This is a genomic window from Sulfitobacter sp. (assembly GCF_036960155.1).
GTDB lineage: Bacteria > Pseudomonadota > Alphaproteobacteria > Rhodobacterales > Rhodobacteraceae > Sulfitobacter.
The window spans coordinates 967760-983571 of record NZ_JBALWB010000001.1 but is presented as its reverse complement, the minus strand read 5'-3'; the positions used below and the strand labels follow the sequence as shown (position 1 = coordinate 983571).

The 15812-nt window shown below is 51.8% G+C and carries 17 protein-coding genes; 12 read left to right on the top strand and 5 right to left on the bottom strand.

Annotated elements, in window-relative coordinates:
• The first annotated feature begins 7 nt into the window (after positions 1-7).
• Entirely contained in the window at positions 8-814 is an 807-nt protein-coding gene (locus tag V7775_RS04955) for an SDR family oxidoreductase (protein ID WP_335750741.1), read from the top strand.
• Here V7775_RS04955 and V7775_RS04950 read toward each other — a convergent pair.
• The gene (locus V7775_RS04950; protein WP_335750740.1) at positions 811-1143 is read right to left on the bottom strand and encodes an Hpt domain-containing protein; all 333 of its coding nucleotides are present in this window, start codon (positions 1141-1143) and stop codon (positions 811-813) included. The two genes, V7775_RS04955 and V7775_RS04950, sit on opposite strands and share 4 nt — an antisense overlap.
• Before the next feature lie 135 nt (positions 1144-1278).
• Here V7775_RS04950 and V7775_RS04945 point away from each other — a divergent pair, with 135 nt between their 5' ends.
• Complete coding sequence (locus V7775_RS04945) at positions 1279-2559, top strand: PP2C family protein-serine/threonine phosphatase (RefSeq protein WP_335750739.1); 1281 nt, start codon at positions 1279-1281, stop codon at positions 2557-2559.
• Here V7775_RS04945 and V7775_RS04940 read toward each other — a convergent pair.
• Positions 2538-2984: an NUDIX hydrolase gene (locus V7775_RS04940; RefSeq protein ID WP_335750738.1), complete on the bottom strand. Its 447-nt coding sequence runs from the start codon at positions 2982-2984 to the stop codon at positions 2538-2540. The two genes, V7775_RS04945 and V7775_RS04940, sit on opposite strands and share 22 nt — an antisense overlap.
• An 80-nt stretch (positions 2985-3064) precedes the next feature.
• On the opposite strand from V7775_RS04940, the gene hslO reads away from it, so the two are divergent.
• The 7 genes from hslO to V7775_RS04905 all read left to right on the top strand — a co-directional run bounded on the left by hslO (position 3065) and on the right by V7775_RS04905 (position 11402).
• A complete protein-coding gene (gene hslO / locus V7775_RS04935) occupies positions 3065-4045 on the top strand; it encodes an Hsp33 family molecular chaperone HslO (protein WP_335750737.1) in 981 nt (326 codons plus the stop codon).
• The gene (locus V7775_RS04930) at positions 4038-4634 is read left to right on the top strand and encodes a CoA pyrophosphatase (protein WP_335750736.1); all 597 of its coding nucleotides are present in this window, start codon (positions 4038-4040) and stop codon (positions 4632-4634) included. The genes hslO and V7775_RS04930 overlap by 8 nt, the downstream gene beginning before the upstream one ends.
• Positions 4610-5794, top strand: a complete 1185-nt coding sequence (locus V7775_RS04925) for a CCA tRNA nucleotidyltransferase (protein ID WP_335750735.1) — start codon at positions 4610-4612, stop codon at positions 5792-5794. Before V7775_RS04930 ends, V7775_RS04925 begins: the two co-directional genes overlap by 25 nt.
• Positions 5795-5860: 66 nt before the next feature.
• Positions 5861-7702 (top strand): ABC transporter ATP-binding protein, encoded by a 1842-nt coding sequence (locus tag V7775_RS04920; protein ID WP_335750734.1) that lies wholly within the window; start codon positions 5861-5863, stop codon positions 7700-7702.
• Positions 7699-9531: an ABC transporter ATP-binding protein gene (locus V7775_RS04915; RefSeq protein ID WP_335750733.1), complete on the top strand. Its 1833-nt coding sequence runs from the start codon at positions 7699-7701 to the stop codon at positions 9529-9531. The genes V7775_RS04920 and V7775_RS04915 overlap by 4 nt, the downstream gene beginning before the upstream one ends.
• 39 nt (positions 9532-9570) lie before the next feature.
• Entirely contained in the window at positions 9571-10788 is a 1218-nt protein-coding gene (locus tag V7775_RS04910) for a class I SAM-dependent RNA methyltransferase (RefSeq protein WP_335750732.1), read from the top strand.
• A 116-nt stretch (positions 10789-10904) separates the two neighbouring features.
• A complete protein-coding gene (locus V7775_RS04905) occupies positions 10905-11402 on the top strand; it encodes a L,D-transpeptidase family protein (RefSeq protein ID WP_335750731.1) in 498 nt (165 codons plus the stop codon).
• A 26-nt stretch (positions 11403-11428) separates the two neighbouring features.
• On the opposite strand, the gene V7775_RS04900 is transcribed toward V7775_RS04905, so the two are convergent.
• A complete protein-coding gene (locus V7775_RS04900; protein WP_335750730.1) occupies positions 11429-11938 on the bottom strand; it encodes a CAP domain-containing protein in 510 nt (169 codons plus the stop codon).
• 163 nt (positions 11939-12101) lie between these two features.
• Between V7775_RS04900 and V7775_RS04895 the strand changes: the two genes are divergently transcribed.
• Both V7775_RS04895 and V7775_RS04890 read left to right on the top strand, forming a co-directional pair.
• Entirely contained in the window at positions 12102-12716 is a 615-nt protein-coding gene (locus tag V7775_RS04895; protein WP_335750729.1) for a L,D-transpeptidase, read from the top strand.
• A gap of 146 nt (positions 12717-12862) precedes the next feature.
• A complete protein-coding gene (locus V7775_RS04890) occupies positions 12863-13042 on the top strand; it encodes a hypothetical protein (protein WP_335750728.1) in 180 nt (59 codons plus the stop codon).
• Between the two features lie 96 nt (positions 13043-13138).
• On the opposite strand, the gene hemH is transcribed toward V7775_RS04890, so the two are convergent.
• Both hemH and V7775_RS04880 read right to left on the bottom strand, forming a co-directional pair.
• Positions 13139-14182 (bottom strand): ferrochelatase, encoded by a 1044-nt coding sequence (gene hemH, locus V7775_RS04885; RefSeq protein ID WP_335750727.1) that lies wholly within the window; start codon positions 14180-14182, stop codon positions 13139-13141.
• 51 nt (positions 14183-14233) lie between these two features.
• Positions 14234-15034, bottom strand: coding sequence for a methyltransferase domain-containing protein (locus V7775_RS04880; RefSeq protein ID WP_335750726.1), 801 nt, complete (start codon positions 15032-15034; stop codon positions 14234-14236).
• 29 nt (positions 15035-15063) lie between these two features.
• On the opposite strand from V7775_RS04880, the gene V7775_RS04875 reads away from it, so the two are divergent.
• A complete protein-coding gene (locus tag V7775_RS04875; RefSeq protein ID WP_335750725.1) occupies positions 15064-15792 on the top strand; it encodes a ComF family protein in 729 nt (242 codons plus the stop codon).
• Positions 15793-15812 lie beyond the last annotated feature (20 nt).

Sequence of the window (15812 nt, the reverse complement as noted above, 5' to 3'; positions counted from 1 at the left end):
GGCTGGCATGGATATTTCGGGTAAATCGGTTGTTGTAACTGGAGGTGCCAGCGGCATTGGTGCTGCGCTGGCGCGGCAAGCGGCACAAGCTGGTGCACAGGTGTGCATCGCGGACCTGAATATCGATTTGGCGCAGAGTGTTGCTGATGAGATTGGCGCCATATCTGTTGCCTGTGATGTTACCAAAGAGAGCGAGATCATCCATGCGATCCGTTCGGCTGAAGCAGCCCATGGTCCGGTGGATATTTTTGTGTCCAATGCGGGATTGGGGCGCGGCGATCCTAGCCATGCAGCATCCGCATCTGACGCGGATTGGATGCTGAATTGGAACGTACACGTCATGTCTCATGTTTGGGCTGCGCGGGCGTTACTGCCAGCGATGATTTCCCGCGGTTCGGGGCATTTTGTGAATGTTGCTTCTGCGGCTGGATTGCTCAATCAGATTGGTGACGCGGCCTATTCAGCAACAAAACATGCCGCTGTAAGCTTCGCGGAATCGCTTCTTATTTCCCACGGGGATGACGGTATCGGCGTTTCGGTGGTTTGCCCCCAATATGTGGCGACGCCATTACTGGGTCTGGGGGACGCTGATGCACAAGGCAACTTGTTGACTGCCGGGGACGTTGCCACATCTGTTTGGCAGGGGGTAGTAGACGGCACATTTGTGATTATGCCGCACCCAGATGTGGCCAAATACAATGCTTTGCGTGGTTCTGATCCATCTCGCTGGATCAAGGGTATGCAGATGCTACGTGCCAAAGCGATGAACGAACAGGGTGGCATTAAGGTCAGCAGTTTTTACAAGCTAATCTAGGATACATCACCACTTTCCAAACCGGCGAGGAACAATTTACTGCTGTCTTCGTAGCACTGGAGAATGGGCGGCAAATCAATTTCATCGGCGTGGCCATTGGCTGCGCTGGTTTCCCCGATTTGGCATAGCTCTGAAAATGTGGTGAACCCCAAATTCAATGCGCTACCCTTGAGAGCATGAAGGTCTTCTCCAAGCGATTCAATCTGCGGCGCTGTACGCAATTTTTCGATCATTTCCGAAACTTCTTCGATGAATATCTCAACGACCTCGGGAAAGGCGTCTTCACCTATCTCTTCGCGTAGCATTTTTATCCTGGTCCAGTCGATCATGCCAAGTCTCCTCATCAACCTCTGCTTGTAATTCAAAAGGGTTAAAGGAGAGTAATGAACTCCAACTCGGTTCGCTTCACGGACTGTTAAGGTCAAAGGGTTAGAGACTTTCAAAGTCCGCAGAGTGAAAGATCTATGCCCATTGCACCGTTAAACCCAGTGAACCTGTCTGAATTACCTAATGGTGGTGCGATCCAACGTGTGTTGGTCGTGGATGACAGTAAGCTTCAAAGAAAGCTTCTTACGCTGTCTCTAAAGCGTTGGGGGTTTGAAGTTATGGAGGCTGAAAGCGGTGCGGAGGCATTGAAATTGGCGGCGGAGCGTCGGCCGGACCTTGTGTTGAGCGATTGGATGATGCCGGGAATGACAGGCCTTGAGCTTTGTCGCAGATTTCGTGAGATGCACGGAGAAGAATATAGTTATTTTATCCTGCTGACATCCAAGAGCGAAAAGGATGAGGTGGCGCTTGGATTAGACAGCGGTGCAGATGATTTTCTGACCAAGCCTGTAGATAATAATGAACTTCGGGCGCGCATCACTGCAGGAGAACGCTTGATTGAAATGCAACGTTCTATGGTTCAGGCCAATCGCGCGTTGAGCGAAACACTGGGTGAGTTGCAGCAACTTTACGACAATATCGATAGTGATTTGCAAGAGGCCAAAAAGCTTCAACAGTCCTTGGTCAAAGAACGGTTCCGCGCCTTGCCTGTTGGGGATGTGTCGCTTTTATTGCGATCATCCGGACATGTTGGTGGTGATTTGGTTGGCTTTTTTGAGGCGGGTCCGCAACACGTGGGACTGTACGCGCTTGATGTGTCCGGCCACGGCATTAGTTCGGCATTGATGACCGCTCGTTTGGCTGGATACCTTTCCAGCGCCGCACCGGATCAGAATGTGGCATTGTGCAAAAACGAAAAAGGTGAGTATGTGCCGCGCGCACCTGATGAGGTGGTTGCAGATCTCAATGATCTGGTCTTGGACGAGATGGAGACAGAGCACTATTTTACGCTTTTGTTGGCGTTTGTTGAATTGCAAACGGGCCACATAGTTTTGTCGCAGGCTGGTCATCCGCATCCTGCCGTCCAGCGCGCAAATGGCGAGATAGAACAGTTCGGCCCGGGAGGATTTCCAGTCGGGCTATTGTCTGGGGTGAGTTTTGCTAGATTTGAATTAGATCTCAAGCCAGGTGACCGGATTCTGATTTTGTCTGATGGTGTTACAGAATGCCCCGGGCCAACCGGTGATATGCTGGGGGAGGAGGGCCTATCGGTGCTTATGGATGATCTAGCGTCAACACGAGGGCCCGCATTTCTTGAGGCGCTCATTTGGCGCCTCACAGAGTTTAACGGGAGCGAAGACTTTCCCGACGATGTTTCTGCAATCTTATTTGAGTATCAGGGATTGGACCCTGCATAAGCGCGCAAGAACATCCTGTCCCCATCATTACCGAGGGCAGAAATTGCATCATCTGCATCCAAAATCAGTGTCTCATGGTATTGCTCGATTGGATCATGTAACTGGCGTGTGGGTTTCGCCACAAAGATAGTGCATAGTTTTTCGGCCCACAGATCGTACTCGGGCATAAACACATATCGGCGAAATGCCCCTAGGCGCCTTGGTTTACTGATAGACCAACCAATTTCTTCCCGAACTTCCCGATAGAGAGCTTGTAGCGGGCTTTCACCAGGATCAATGCCGCCACCCGGAAGTTGAATGTCAAAGTCCCTATCGGTTTCTGCGGTTAATAAAAACCTCCGCCCGATTGGTAAAATTGCGTAGGCACCTGGCCTCAAAGTATAGCGTTGGCCACGGCGCGGCACCTCTCCGATACGTCTGATCATTTCCAACCCCTTTTTGTCACGGCTTGCCCGCCCTACATAGACACGGTATGCCAAGCGCTTCGCGGTAAGGATAGACGAAAATGACAGATGCAAACAGCACCGGGTGGGACGATACGGTTTTGCCGTTCCAACTTGATAACTCAGATATTCGTGGACGTATTGCGCGTTTGGATACTGCATTGGGCGGTATTCTCGAACAGCATAATTACCCTCCGCAAGTTGAAGCGTTAGTAGCAGAAATGGCGCTATTGACCGCGCTAATCGGTCAGACAATGAAATTACGTTGGAAATTGCAGCTTCAGGTTCAGTCAAATGGCCCTGTGCGGATGATTTCAACAGATTATTATGGCCCCGAGGCGGATGGGGCGCCGGCGCGTATTCGTGCTTACGCCAGCTATGATGCCGAAGGCCTGACCGATGGCGCGCCGATTGATCAGGTCGGTGACGGGTACTTCGCTGTGATGATTGATCAGGGCAAGGGAACGACGCCGTATCAGGGGATTTCGCCTCTCTCAGGAGAAAGTCTGGCTAAATCTGCTGAAGGGTATTTTGCCCAATCCGAACAGTTACCGACACGGTTTGAGCTTAGCTTTGGTAAATCCACAATGGCGGATGGACCAGAACACTGGCGCGCTGGCGGAGTGATGTTGCAACACATGCCAAAAGCATCGCCATTTGCTGCGCAAGCCGAGGGGACAGGAGAAATTTTGCAACCTGTCGACTTATTAGATGATGACGAAACCGAAAACTGGGGTCGTGTGAATATTCTGTTAGATACAGTGGATGATCTAGAACTTATCGGCCCTACGCTGGAGCCCTCGCAGGTATTGCTGCGTTTGTTCCACGAAGAACAGCCCCGCGTGTTTGATAAACAGCGTGTGCATTTTGGGTGTACTTGTTCAGAGGACCGTGTGCGGCAAAGCCTTTCGATCTATTCTGCGCAAGATATTGGCACGATGACAACTGATGATGGGCGCGTGACTGCCGATTGCCAGTTCTGTGGTGCGCATTATGATATTGATCCCCTGACAGTAGGGTTTGAAGCGGAAAAGGATGCATAAGCGTCTCAAACACTTTCAGACGGCGCTGGCGCAAACAGGTGTTGGGTCGTCCGATTTTGATCTCAATCCCGAAACAGTCCTGCCCGCAGGTCGCAAGCTGCGCCCGGCAGGTGTTCTTGCTCCGATTGTCGAAGATGAAAATGGGCTAAGCGTGCTGCTCACGAAACGATCGGCAGCGTTAAAGCACCACCCGGGGCAAATTGCCTTTCCGGGGGGTAAGCAGGACGACGGGGACGTCGATGTGGTTGCCGCTGCCTTGCGGGAAGCTCATGAAGAGATTGGGTTGCCGCCTGAATGTGTTGAGGTGCTGGGTCGTTTGCCGCCGCATGAAACGGTAACAAGCTTTCATGTGACGCCTGTAATTGGGTTTGTGAAATCTGAATTCACGTTACGGCCAGAACCGGGTGAGGTGGATGAGGTTTTCTCTGTCCCGCTCGATCATGTGCTCAATCCTGATAACTACCTGATCCAATCGCGACCATGGCGCGGGCAGATGCGCCACTATTTTATTGTGCCTTACGGCCCCTACTACATCTGGGGCGCAACAGCGCGTATGCTGCGTGCATGGACAGAAATTATTCAAAAATAACACCTGAAGACGCGCCATGGCTGACATTGCCATCGGCGCGCGCAGTGTGTGACGCGATTGCCGGTGGTGGTCATCAAATTTTCTATGTTGGCGGTTGTGTGCGTAATGCTCTTTTGAGGGTACCAACAAGCGATGTTGATATGGCGACCAGCGCGACACCTGCAGAGGTGATTTTTTTGGTTGAGGCCGCTGGGCTGAAGCCTGTTCCAACCGGTATTGATCACGGAACCATCACAGTAGTGTCGGGCGGTGTTGGCTATGAGGTGACGACGTTTCGACGTGATGTCGAAACGGATGGGCGACGAGCTGTTGTAGCGTTTTCCACTGATATTTCAGACGATGCCCGCCGTCGCGATTTTACGATGAATGCGCTGTACGCTGATCGGGATGGGCAAGTATTTGACCCACTAGGTGGGCTGGATGATCTGAGTGATCGGCGGGTGCGGTTTATCGAAAACGCGGATGACCGCATTCGCGAAGATTATCTTAGAACGCTTCGCTATTTCCGATTCCATGCATGGTATGGAGATACCTCTGAAGGAATGGATGCCGATGCTCTTTCCGCGATAGGGTCTAATCTAGAAGGATTAGAGACTCTTTCATCAGAGCGGGTAGGGGCTGAGATTCATAAGTTATTGGATGCCGTCGATCCATCCACTGCTTTGGCTGCGATGGCTCAAACTGGAGTATTAGGCGCCATTTTGCCCGGATCAGACATCCGCTTTGCGCTGTTGATGATTCATGGGTCTGACAGCCTGACGTTAACACCTGATTGGGTAGGGCGCCTTGTATCCCTTGGCGGTGTGGCGACACCCGAAAAGCTACGTTTAAGCAAGGCTGAGCAGCGGAAATACGAGGCCATTCGGTCAGCTGCATATGAAGGAATACCTTTATTAGAGACTGCTTATGAGCACGGAGTGGGGGTGGCAACTCAGGCGTATCTAATTCGGTGTGCAATCGCTGAAAACATACCAGATGTTTTGCTTGTCGAGGGTTTGAAAAATGCCGCTGCACAGATTTTTCCTGTTTCGGCGAAACACTTGATGCCCATGTACCAGGGTGCTGCACTGGGTTCGCGGTTGGCTCTGCTAAAACAGGCATGGATCGCGTCAAAATTCAAACTAAGCCAAAAAGAGCTGCTTGCGCTGCACGACACCTAAGACTGCGATGGCCTTTGGTCGCGGGTAGGGGATACAGTTGTCCTGATAGTAGCGAAGGCACAGCACATGTTTCGATATTTTGAAAACCTTGTGGACCCTTATGTGGACTACCCCAAAGAGGACCGCCCGGCGCGGGATTTGTGGTCGTTTTTCCTTGTCTATAGTCAGCCATTCAAAAAAGTTTTTGTGCTGACTGCTTTCATGTCAATTCTTGTCGCGGCGATCGAAGTTGGACTGATTTACTATATGGGGCGCATCGTTGATGTGCTTGAGCGGGGCCCAGAAGAGATGTGGGCTCGTCATGGTACTGAACTGATCATCGTTGCATTGCTGATCGTTTTTGTGCGTCCGGTTCTTCAAGCGTTTGACGTCGCACTGATTAATAATGCAATTTTGCCAAACTTCGGGACGCTCATTCGTTGGCGGGCGCACCGCCAGGTGTTGCGCCAGTCCGTTGGCTGGTTCGAGAATGATTTCGCAGGTCGCATCGCCAATAGGATCATGCAAACACCGCCCGCCGCAGGTGAAGTCGTGTTTCAAGCATTTGACGCACTTTCCTTTTCTTTGGCTTACCTGATCGGCGCCGCAATTCTGCTAAGCACGGCTGATCCGCGGCTGTTGGTGCCACTGGTGATTTGGTTTGCGATTTATCTGGTGCTGTCGCGCTGGGCGATCCGCCGGATTGGTCCAGCGTCAAAGGCAGCATCGGACGCGCGTTCTGCGGTCACGGGACGTGTGGTTGATGCCTATACAAATATCCACTCGGTCAAGATGTTTGCACATCATGACAGCGAAGAAATATACGCCAAAGAAGCGATTGAGGAATCCCGCCGAACATTCCAAGTGGAACAACGGATTTTCACAACGATGGATTTCTGTTTGGTGATGCTGAATGGCATATTGATTGTTGGTATTGTGGGATGGGCGCTGGCGCTTTGGGTCCAAGGTGAAGCCAGCGTAGGAACTGTAGCTGCGGCGGCGACGTTGACGCTTCGTTTGAATTCGATGACGGCGTGGATCATGTGGGCGCTGTCTGCATTCTTCCGTCAACTTGGTGTTGTTGCTGAGGGAATGGAGACTATTGCCCAGCCAATTACGCTTGTTGATGCGCCGGATGCCACACAACTTACCCTCACGAATGGCCGTATTGAGATGACAGAATTGACGCATCATTATGGGCGTACATCGGGCGGCTTGAACGCGATTGATCTAACTATCGAACCAGGTCAAAAGGTTGGCTTGATTGGCCGTTCGGGTGCTGGAAAATCGACACTACTTAAGCTTCTTTTGCGTTTTTATGACGCCGAGGCAGGTTTGATCAAGATTGATGAGCAGGATATCACGAGCGTTACGCAGGACAGTTTGCGTCGCCAAATCGGTATGGTTCAACAAGACAGCGCATTGCTGCATCGTTCTGTTCTGGAAAACATTCGCTATGGTCGACCTGACGCGAGCGAAGCCGATTCGATAAAGGCAGCACAACAAGCCGAAGCACATGAGTTTATTCTGGGTCTACAAGATCCAGAAGGACGTAGCGGTTATGCTTCTCGTGTTGGGGAACGTGGTGTGAAGTTATCGGGGGGGCAACGTCAGCGAATTACGCTGGCCCGTGTTATTCTTAAAGATGCGCCAATCTTGTTGTTGGACGAGGCGACAAGTGCGCTGGACAGTGAAGTAGAAGCTGCGATCCAGAAAACCCTGTACGGCATGATGGAAGGAAAGACAGTGATTGCAATTGCTCATCGCCTTTCAACCATCGCGCGGATGGATCGCATTCTGGTACTGGATGAAGGTCAAATTGTAGAAGATGGCGATCATAGCGCGCTTTTGGCTTCAGGCGGGCTATATGCCCAGTTCTGGGCACGCCAATCTGGTGGGTTCTTGAAAACGGAAGATGAAGACACGTGAATATCGGAAATTGGATAGACGCCTTTCGCCCCGCAAATGGCCCACCTCCGCAAACGCTTGGTGCGTTCATGCGGTGGTGTTTGTCGGGGGCATGGCCAGCACTTTGGCTTGCCGCGGCTTTGTCGGCAGCGGCTGGCGCGCTTGAAGCAGGCACTGCACTGATCCTTGGGTGGGTCATTGATGCCACGGTGACAAGTGGCCCAGAGGCGTTCTTTGATGGGCGCAACATTGCAATGATCGCGATTTCGATGGGGTTTTTCCTAATCGCACGCCCGCTGTTTTTTGGCCTATCTGCTGGGGCAAACGCGATTATCGTTCAGCCGAATGTGAACCCTTTGGTGTTGTCCAGGTTACACCGTTGGTCATTGGGGCAGAACGTCACCTTTTTCGATGATGATTTTGCAGGTCGGATTGCTCAAAAACAAATGCAGGCTGCGCGGGCCGTGACCGATGTAGCCTCAGAAATGATCAACGTCGTCGCCTTTGCACTGGCTTCTCTTTTTGGTTCGGTTCTGTTGCTGACGGCGATTAACGGCTGGGTTGCTGTGGGCCTCGCTGTTTGGCTTTGTTTCTATTTTGCACTGATCCGGTGGTTCATGCCACGTATTCGGATGCGATCTGCCGCGCGCGCTGGCGCACGCTCGATGGTGTCAGGGCAGGTTGTTGATACGATCACGAATATCAAAACGGTCAAGCTATTTGCCCATGATGATCACGAAGATCGCGCGGCGCTGGATGCCATGCAGAGCTTTCGCACGCGTGCGCTAGAATTCGGTTATCTGGCTGCAGGATTTCGTTTTTCTCTGATGAGTCTTGCGGGCATTTTGCCAGTCCTGCTGATTGGCGCAACTGTCATGTTGTGGCAACGCGATATGGCCAGCGCAGGTGATATCGCCGCTGCAGGTGCAATTTCGATTCGAATTGCCCAGATGACAGGGTGGGTCAGTTTCACAATGATGGCGATCTATTCCAATGTCGGTGAGATCGAAGACGGGATGCGCACGCTCACACCTCGCACGAGGCTGGAGGATGGTGATCATGCCAAGGCACTAAAAGCGAACTTTGGTGAGGTAAGTTTTGAGGGTGTTGGATTTGCTTATGGCCGTGCAACTGGCGGGATTGAAAAGATCGACCTGACGATTGGTGCTGGTGAGAAACTAGGTGTTGTGGGCGCGTCGGGGGCAGGGAAGTCTACCTTGGTTTCCTTGATGCTTAGGCTCTATGACGCTGAATCGGGCCGTATTGTAATCGACGGACAGGACATCCGTGACGTGACACAGGAAAGTCTGCGCCGTTCTATCGCGATGGTCACGCAGGAGACGGCGATGTTCAATCGTTCTGCACGTGACAATATTCTATACGGCCGCCCCGACGCTTCTGATGACGAAATGATTGCAGCAGCTAATCAGGCGGAAGCTCATGAATTCATCCTTGAGCTGGAAGACCACAAGGGACGTACCGGATATGACGCGCATCTGGGGGAACGCGGCGTGAAACTGTCCGGCGGGCAGCGGCAACGGATCGCACTGGCCCGCGCAATTATCAAAGATGCCCCAATTTTGGTTTTGGACGAAGCGACAAGTGCGCTTGATAGTGAGGTTGAAGCCGCGATTCAAACCGCATTGGAACACGTGATGGAAGGCAAGACGGTTATGGCGATTGCACACCGTCTTTCCACCCTGCGAGAAATGGATCGAATTGTTGTGTTAGATCAAGGGCGGATCGCTGAAGCAGGTACGCATGATGAGTTGTTGGCGCTGGGCGGTCTCTATTCCGGATATTGGGGGCGGCAATCTGGTGGGTTCTTGGATATCAAGGCTGCGCAATAGGGACTAGCCGCCGCGCGTTAGCATCGCTATGGCGGGGACATGACAGAATATAAAATTACACGCCTTGGTATCTACGGTGACGGTATTGCCGAAGGTCCAGTCTTTGCCCCGATGACACTTCCAGGTGAGGTGGTCACTGGAACGCTTGAAGGGGCTACCCTAACTGACGTGAAAATTATCACGCCCTCAGATGAGCGCGTTGCGCCGTCGTGCCGCCATTTTAAGGCGTGCGGCGGTTGCCAGCTTCAACATGCGTCAGATGATTTGGTTGCTGATTGGAAGACTGATCTGATTGCGCAGGCACTGGCGGCGCAGGGGCTCCGTACGGAAATCCGCCCGATTGTCACGTCACCTGCACAGTCACGGCGACGTGCAACATTCGCAGCGCGGCGCACCAAAAAGGGAACAATGTCCGGCTTTCACGGGCGCGCATCCGGTACTGTGGTTGAGATACCTGATTGCAAACTGGTTGAGCCAGAATTGCTAACAGCCCGCGAAATTGCCGAAGCTTTGGCTGTGTTGGGGGGGAGCCGAAAGGCTACGTTAGCTGTAACGGTCACAACGTCTCCACGCGGATTGGACATACAAGTAAGTGGCGGCAAACCGATTGATGGCCCGCTGAGGATTACATTGGCAGGCCTGTGTGAAACCCGTGGTTTTGCACGTTTGACGTGGGATGATGAAGTCATTGCGCAGCGCGCGCCGCCTGTTCAGCGTTTTGGTGCGGGCGATGTTTGCCCTCCTCCTGGCTCATTTTTGCAGGCGACAGCCCACGGCGAAGCACAACTATTGGCTGCGGTGCAAGAAATTGTGCATGGCGCCAAACGTGTAATTGACCTGTTTGCTGGATGTGGAACGTTCACTTTGCCGTTGGCAGAGAATGCCGAAGTCTATGCCGTAGAAAGTGAAGCATTGATGCTTGAGGCGATGGATAAAGGATGGCGCATGGCAAAGGGTCTTAAGACCGTGACCCATTCTGCCCGTGATCTTTATCGTCGTCCGCTGTTGCCAGATGAATTCAAGAAATTTGATGCCGTTGTCATGGATCCGCCGCGTTCGGGTGCAGAAGCACAAACCGCTGAGATTTTGCGTTCCGACATAAAGCGCGTCGCATATGTGTCCTGTAATCCAGTGACATTTGCCCGTGATGTTGCGCAAATGGTTGCTGCTGGCTTTACATTAGATTGGGTGCAGCCCGTTGATCAGTTCCGTTGGTCGTCTCATGTCGAGCTTGCGGCACAACTTTCGCGCGCATGAATCACACCAAATTGAACATTTAGGCGCGTTTTTAGAAATTGACGTATTTGTGAACTGCCAGTTTTTTGATATAGTGTAGTCAATAATAATCCGACAACGGATGAGGCAGCAGGCATATGAAACGTAGACATCTAATTTTGGGTGGCGCAGCAGTTGCGACACTTGGGGCGTGTTCCCCTGGTAAATTCAAGCGGTACAGTGGTCCGAGCGTAACGGGCGTCGTCGTCAATAAAGGCGAGCGGAAGATGTATCTTCTGAACAAAGATCGTGTATTGCGGGACTATGACATCTTTCTCGGCTTTGCCCCAGAGGGGCATAAACAGGTCGAAGGTGACGGGAAAACACCCGAAGGCATCTACAGGATTGATCGCCGAAATCCGAATAGCCGTTTTCATCTGTCGCTTGGTATCTCGTATCCAAACGCGGATGATGTGCGTGCAGCGAGAGCTTTGGGAAAGTCACCCGGAGGGGAGATTTTCATTCACGGACAGAGACATCCAATGCGATTGGATAAAGGCGACTGGACGTGGGGTTGCATTTCCGTGAGTAATCAGGAAATGGAAAGACTCTACGCGATGATTGAAGACGGCACGCCGATCTCAATCAATCCGTAAAGGCGATAGGCTGATCCTTTCTTTGATCAGTTGCCCATCACCAAAGTCCACCAGATCTTACCGTTTTTCTCTTGGAACCACGAAAAGCCCATTTTGGTCGCGTCAGGCGATACAATGATGCGGCGTGTATCTGGCTGAGACATCCAAGCTCCAAGTGTTTCGAGTTCGGATTCGTATGTCTCAGAGATGACTTCACCAACGAGATTGCCGGAAAAGCCAACACGACGAACGCGATCAAGCGGCGAAGAGCCATCTGATCCGAAGTGCCATGGACGATTTTGAACTTGCATGTCTCTGGAGTGGGTCGCCGCAGCGGCAGTCAGTTGAGAATCAAGTGCAACAGGTCCCAAAGCAGATGCGCCGCGTAGTGAGTTTACGGAATCAAGCATTCGGAACGGAATTTTGGCTGCATCACGTTGGGTGATCTTATATGCAGTTGGTACTGGCTGCCCATCAGAGCCGATAGGCGTTGCGGCAGGCTGGCATGCGGACAAAGCCACAACAGAAACTAATAAAAGTGTAAAAAGACGGATCATTACGGTGCTCCAAGCCCAAATTGATAGATTTGCCATACATGCTGAGGTGCAACAGTTCAAATAGACTTCGCGGTGAACCGCCTATCTGACGCGGGTTTGATTTGAAAACGTGTCTTTAGCGCAATATATGAACATTACGAGATTTTTTAGCGGGAGACATGAAATGTCAGACCATAGTTTTAAGATAAATACCCGTCGCGGGTTCCTTGCAGGGAGCGCTGCAATGCTGGCGGCGCCCGCAATTGCGCAAACCACTGGTGCAAATGTGAACGGTCAAGCGACTACTGAGACAGAGCGAGATATCAACGAAGTTGTTCGGCGCAATATTTCTAGTTTCCGGACGCTTGATTGGCAGCCATATTTTAACAATACCAAAAACGGCGCAATTCTCGTCGATATTGATAGCCGCGCAGTACACTATTGGTCAGAAGATCAGACCACGTACAAATTATATCCTTCAAGTGTGCCGCTGACCCAAGAACTGACGCGCCGCGGAAGGACTGTGGTTACGCGTAAGGTTGAAGGTCCAAGCTGGCGCCCGACACCGTCGATGTTAGAGCGCAATCCTGAATGGCCCAAGTTCATCGGGCCTGGTCCTGAAAACCCACTGGGTACACACGCATTGTACCTTTCGTGGACGTATTACCGAATCCATGGAACTCACGATACGCGGAAAATTGGTCGTCGGTCGTCTAATGGCTGTATCGGGCTCTATAATGAGCACATTGCTGAATTGTTTGGTAAGGCCAAAGTTGGCACACAGGTGTTGCTAATTTGACGACAACTTGTCGATACTCTTAATGTGATGCTGAATGAATGTTCCATTTTAATGATAGATGCTATTAACGAAACATCACTTGGTTTAGTTTTAGGTGCGGTTCATGCTGAGAATCGTGGCGCACCATCTTCTGGAGGTTATTTACTATGAAAAAACTCGTACTCGCAGCCGCTCTGATCGCCGCTGCTTCTTCCGCATCTGCTGGTTCACTTGCAGACCCAATCATCGAAGCACCTGTAATCATCGAAGAAGCTGCAAGCTCCTCCGCTGGTGTCATTGTTCCACTGCTTTTGCTGGTTCTGGTTGCAGCAGCTATAGCTGACTAAATTTTCGGTCTTTGACTGAATGCAAAAGAGGCGGTGCAATGCACCGCCTTTTTTACGTTTAATGAATATTGAACGGCTGATTGGCTCAACCGAGCATTAGATCCAGCCCAATAGGTTTTCACGGATCACGTTGGATAGCGCTGCAATGTGGGCGTCATCATCGTTGAGGCATGGAATGTAGGTGAATTTCTCACCACCAGCTTCTTCGAAGCTTTCAAAAATCTCTTCGTTAATCTCTTCCAATGTTTCGATGCAGTCAGCAGAAAATGCAGGTGCACAAACGGCGATGTTCTTTTTGCCTTGCTTAGCCAACCGTGCAACTTCTTCAACAGTATAGGGCTGCAACCATTCTTCAGGCCCAAACTTGGACTGGAAGGTTGTTTTGATCTCTGTGTCTTCCCAACCCAAACGCTCTTTTAGCAGGCGCGTCGTTTTTTGGCATTGGCAATGATAGGGGTCGCCCTCCATCAAGTAGCGCTGTGGTAGGCCGTGATAGGAACAGAGCAAAATATCTGGACGTGTTTCAAGCTCGGCGTATTTTGCCTCAACAGACTTGGCCAATGCATCAATATAGTCAGTTCTTTCAAAGTAAGGCGGTACCGTCCGGCTGGCAGGCTGCCATTTTTCTTTTCCCAAGGCCTCAAAGAACTTGTCACAGGCTGTAGCTGAGGTTGCGCCTGCATAGTGCGGGTAAAGGGGAAAGAAGAGAATTTTTTGACACCCTGCTGCAACCATCTTTTCTACTTTGCTCTGAGTGGATGGATTTCCGTAACGCATGCAGAAATCAACCATGACATCATCGCCATAGGATTTCTCCATCTCAGCAGCAATTTTGACAGTCTGCGCTCTTGTGATTGTCAGTAGTGGGCTTTCATCGTCGACTTCGTTCCAGATGGATTTATACGCAGCACCTGATGCAAACGGGCGTTTCGTGAGGATAACCAGCTGGAGCAATGGCTGCCAAAGCCATGGAGAGTAATCTACGACACGTCGATCTGACAAAAACTCACTTAAATAGCGGCGCATGGACCAATAGTCGTGATTGTCTGGTGTGCCCAGATTGGCGACAAGTATGCCAATTTTCGGGCTTTGAATCTTTGGGTGATCTGCGTCGGCATGTGCGGGGCATGTTGCTGTCATTGGGCTATCCTACGTGATGTTGGCTTTGACATAGATCTATTCCGCACGGGGTCAATCATGCAGCGGTTTTTCCGGTGTGCCGAGCGCGTCCGCGAGGCGTTGTTGCGCCGATCCGGGGCGAAGGGGCTGTGGCTGTGACGCATCGGGCGACCATCCTGTGAGAACTTGAAGTTCAAAGCTGGCGTTTAATCTACCGGATGGGGCAGAGAAATGTTGAGCATAGAGCCGTTGAGCCTCTTGGAAGACGCTCCGCCGTGTCGGGCGACGCAGGCGCGCGGTCAAAACATTGGTTTCACCCATTGCACGCAGGTCATGCATAAGGTGCCAGATGTCTCGGTACTCGACGTTTAGGGTCGCTGTGTCAGCAACAGGTAGGGCAAATCCGGCACGCTGAAGAAGCCCGCCCAGATCCCGCAGCTCGGGCAGTGGCGCGATGCGGGGCGATAGCCCGCCACTTACGGATATTTCGGCCTCACCTAAGGCGCGACGCAACTCTTGTAATGTGTCGCCGCCAAAGCTGATGGCGATGAACAGGCCATCAGGACGAAGTGCGCGGCGACATTGAATGAGTTGTCCAACAGGATCGTTCGCCCAATGCAAACCCATCGAGTGGATCACTAAATCATGTGTTTGTGGCTCTAGATCTAGGATTTCTGTGTCTGAAACAACCTTGGCAGCGGGGTGTTGAGCGGCCCAAAAAATGGGAAAGCTGGTTACAACCGCTGAGGCCGTAAACGACTTATTAACCATACTCAGACGATCCTGAAGTTCATCTGCTGCTGCAGCGTGCAGAAACATTCCGTCCGGTGTGGCACGTGCGCGACGCCTGATCAGGGACGCTGTGTCTGTCATTGGTGTTGTCATGGGAGGTACATAGGCTGATGCTGGCACAACTTCAAACAGCTGTATCGCTGATCTATCCGCCGCGGTGCATAACTTGCGGCGATATGGTGGAAAGTGACTTTGGTCTGTGTGGCCCATGTTGGCGTGACACTTCGTTTCTTGGCGGCGTGATCTGTGATGGGTGCGGTACACCCCTTACATCCGGCGGACAGGGGACTACACATCATTGTGATGATTGTATGCAGGCACCCCCGCCATGGGTGCAAGGGCGCGCGGCGCTTGTTTATCGTGACACTGGACGCAAGATGGTGCTGGCGCTTAAACATGGTGACCGTCAGGAAATGGCGCGACCTGCCGGCCTTTGGATGGCGAATATGGTGCGCCAGATGTTGCCAGAGGGTACGTTGATCGTACCCGTCCCTTTGCATTGGTCGCGATTATTAAAGCGAAGATATAACCAATCGGCCCTTTTGGCCCATTCTGTAGCTAAAAAGCTTGAGTTGCCGTGGTGTCCGGATGCCCTTGTGCGTGTCCGTCGAACAATCTCATTGGAGGGGTTAAGCCGTGATGCGCGCTTCGCGGCGCTGGAAAAAGCGATACAACCTCACCCCAAAAGAGGGACGCGGTTGAAGGGGAAACCAATCCTCTTGATCGATGATGTAATGACTTCTGGCGCGACTTTGAGGGCCTGCGCGGACGTCTGTATTGAGGCTGGATCGGGGCCTGTTCGCATCCTGACACTAGCAAGAGCGGTCAAAGACGCTTAACTCCTTGTTCAACATCTGTT

Coding starts and splice junctions, on each gene's coding strand:
- V7775_RS04955 (WP_335750741.1), top strand. CDS start 8: ATGGATATTTCGGGTAAATCGGTTGTTGTAACTGGAGGTGCCAGCGGC.
- V7775_RS04950 (WP_335750740.1), bottom strand. CDS start 1,143: ATGATCGACTGGACCAGGATAAAAATGCTACGCGAAGAGATAGGTGAA.
- V7775_RS04945 (WP_335750739.1), top strand. CDS start 1,279: ATGCCCATTGCACCGTTAAACCCAGTGAACCTGTCTGAATTACCTAAT.
- V7775_RS04940 (WP_335750738.1), bottom strand. CDS start 2,984: ATGATCAGACGTATCGGAGAGGTGCCGCGCCGTGGCCAACGCTATACT.
- hslO (WP_335750737.1), top strand. CDS start 3,065: ATGACAGATGCAAACAGCACCGGGTGGGACGATACGGTTTTGCCGTTC.
- V7775_RS04930 (WP_335750736.1), top strand. CDS start 4,038: ATGCATAAGCGTCTCAAACACTTTCAGACGGCGCTGGCGCAAACAGGT.
- V7775_RS04925 (WP_335750735.1), top strand. CDS start 4,610: ATGGACAGAAATTATTCAAAAATAACACCTGAAGACGCGCCATGGCTG.
- V7775_RS04920 (WP_335750734.1), top strand. CDS start 5,861: ATGTTTCGATATTTTGAAAACCTTGTGGACCCTTATGTGGACTACCCC.
- V7775_RS04910 (WP_335750732.1), top strand. CDS start 9,571: ATGACAGAATATAAAATTACACGCCTTGGTATCTACGGTGACGGTATT.
- V7775_RS04905 (WP_335750731.1), top strand. CDS start 10,905: ATGAAACGTAGACATCTAATTTTGGGTGGCGCAGCAGTTGCGACACTT.
- V7775_RS04900 (WP_335750730.1), bottom strand. CDS start 11,938: ATGATCCGTCTTTTTACACTTTTATTAGTTTCTGTTGTGGCTTTGTCC.
- V7775_RS04895 (WP_335750729.1), top strand. CDS start 12,102: ATGTCAGACCATAGTTTTAAGATAAATACCCGTCGCGGGTTCCTTGCA.
- V7775_RS04890 (WP_335750728.1), top strand. CDS start 12,863: ATGAAAAAACTCGTACTCGCAGCCGCTCTGATCGCCGCTGCTTCTTCC.
- hemH (WP_335750727.1), bottom strand. CDS start 14,182: ATGACAGCAACATGCCCCGCACATGCCGACGCAGATCACCCAAAGATT.
- V7775_RS04880 (WP_335750726.1), bottom strand. CDS start 15,034: ATGACAGACACAGCGTCCCTGATCAGGCGTCGCGCACGTGCCACACCG.
- V7775_RS04875 (WP_335750725.1), top strand. CDS start 15,064: ATGCTGGCACAACTTCAAACAGCTGTATCGCTGATCTATCCGCCGCGG.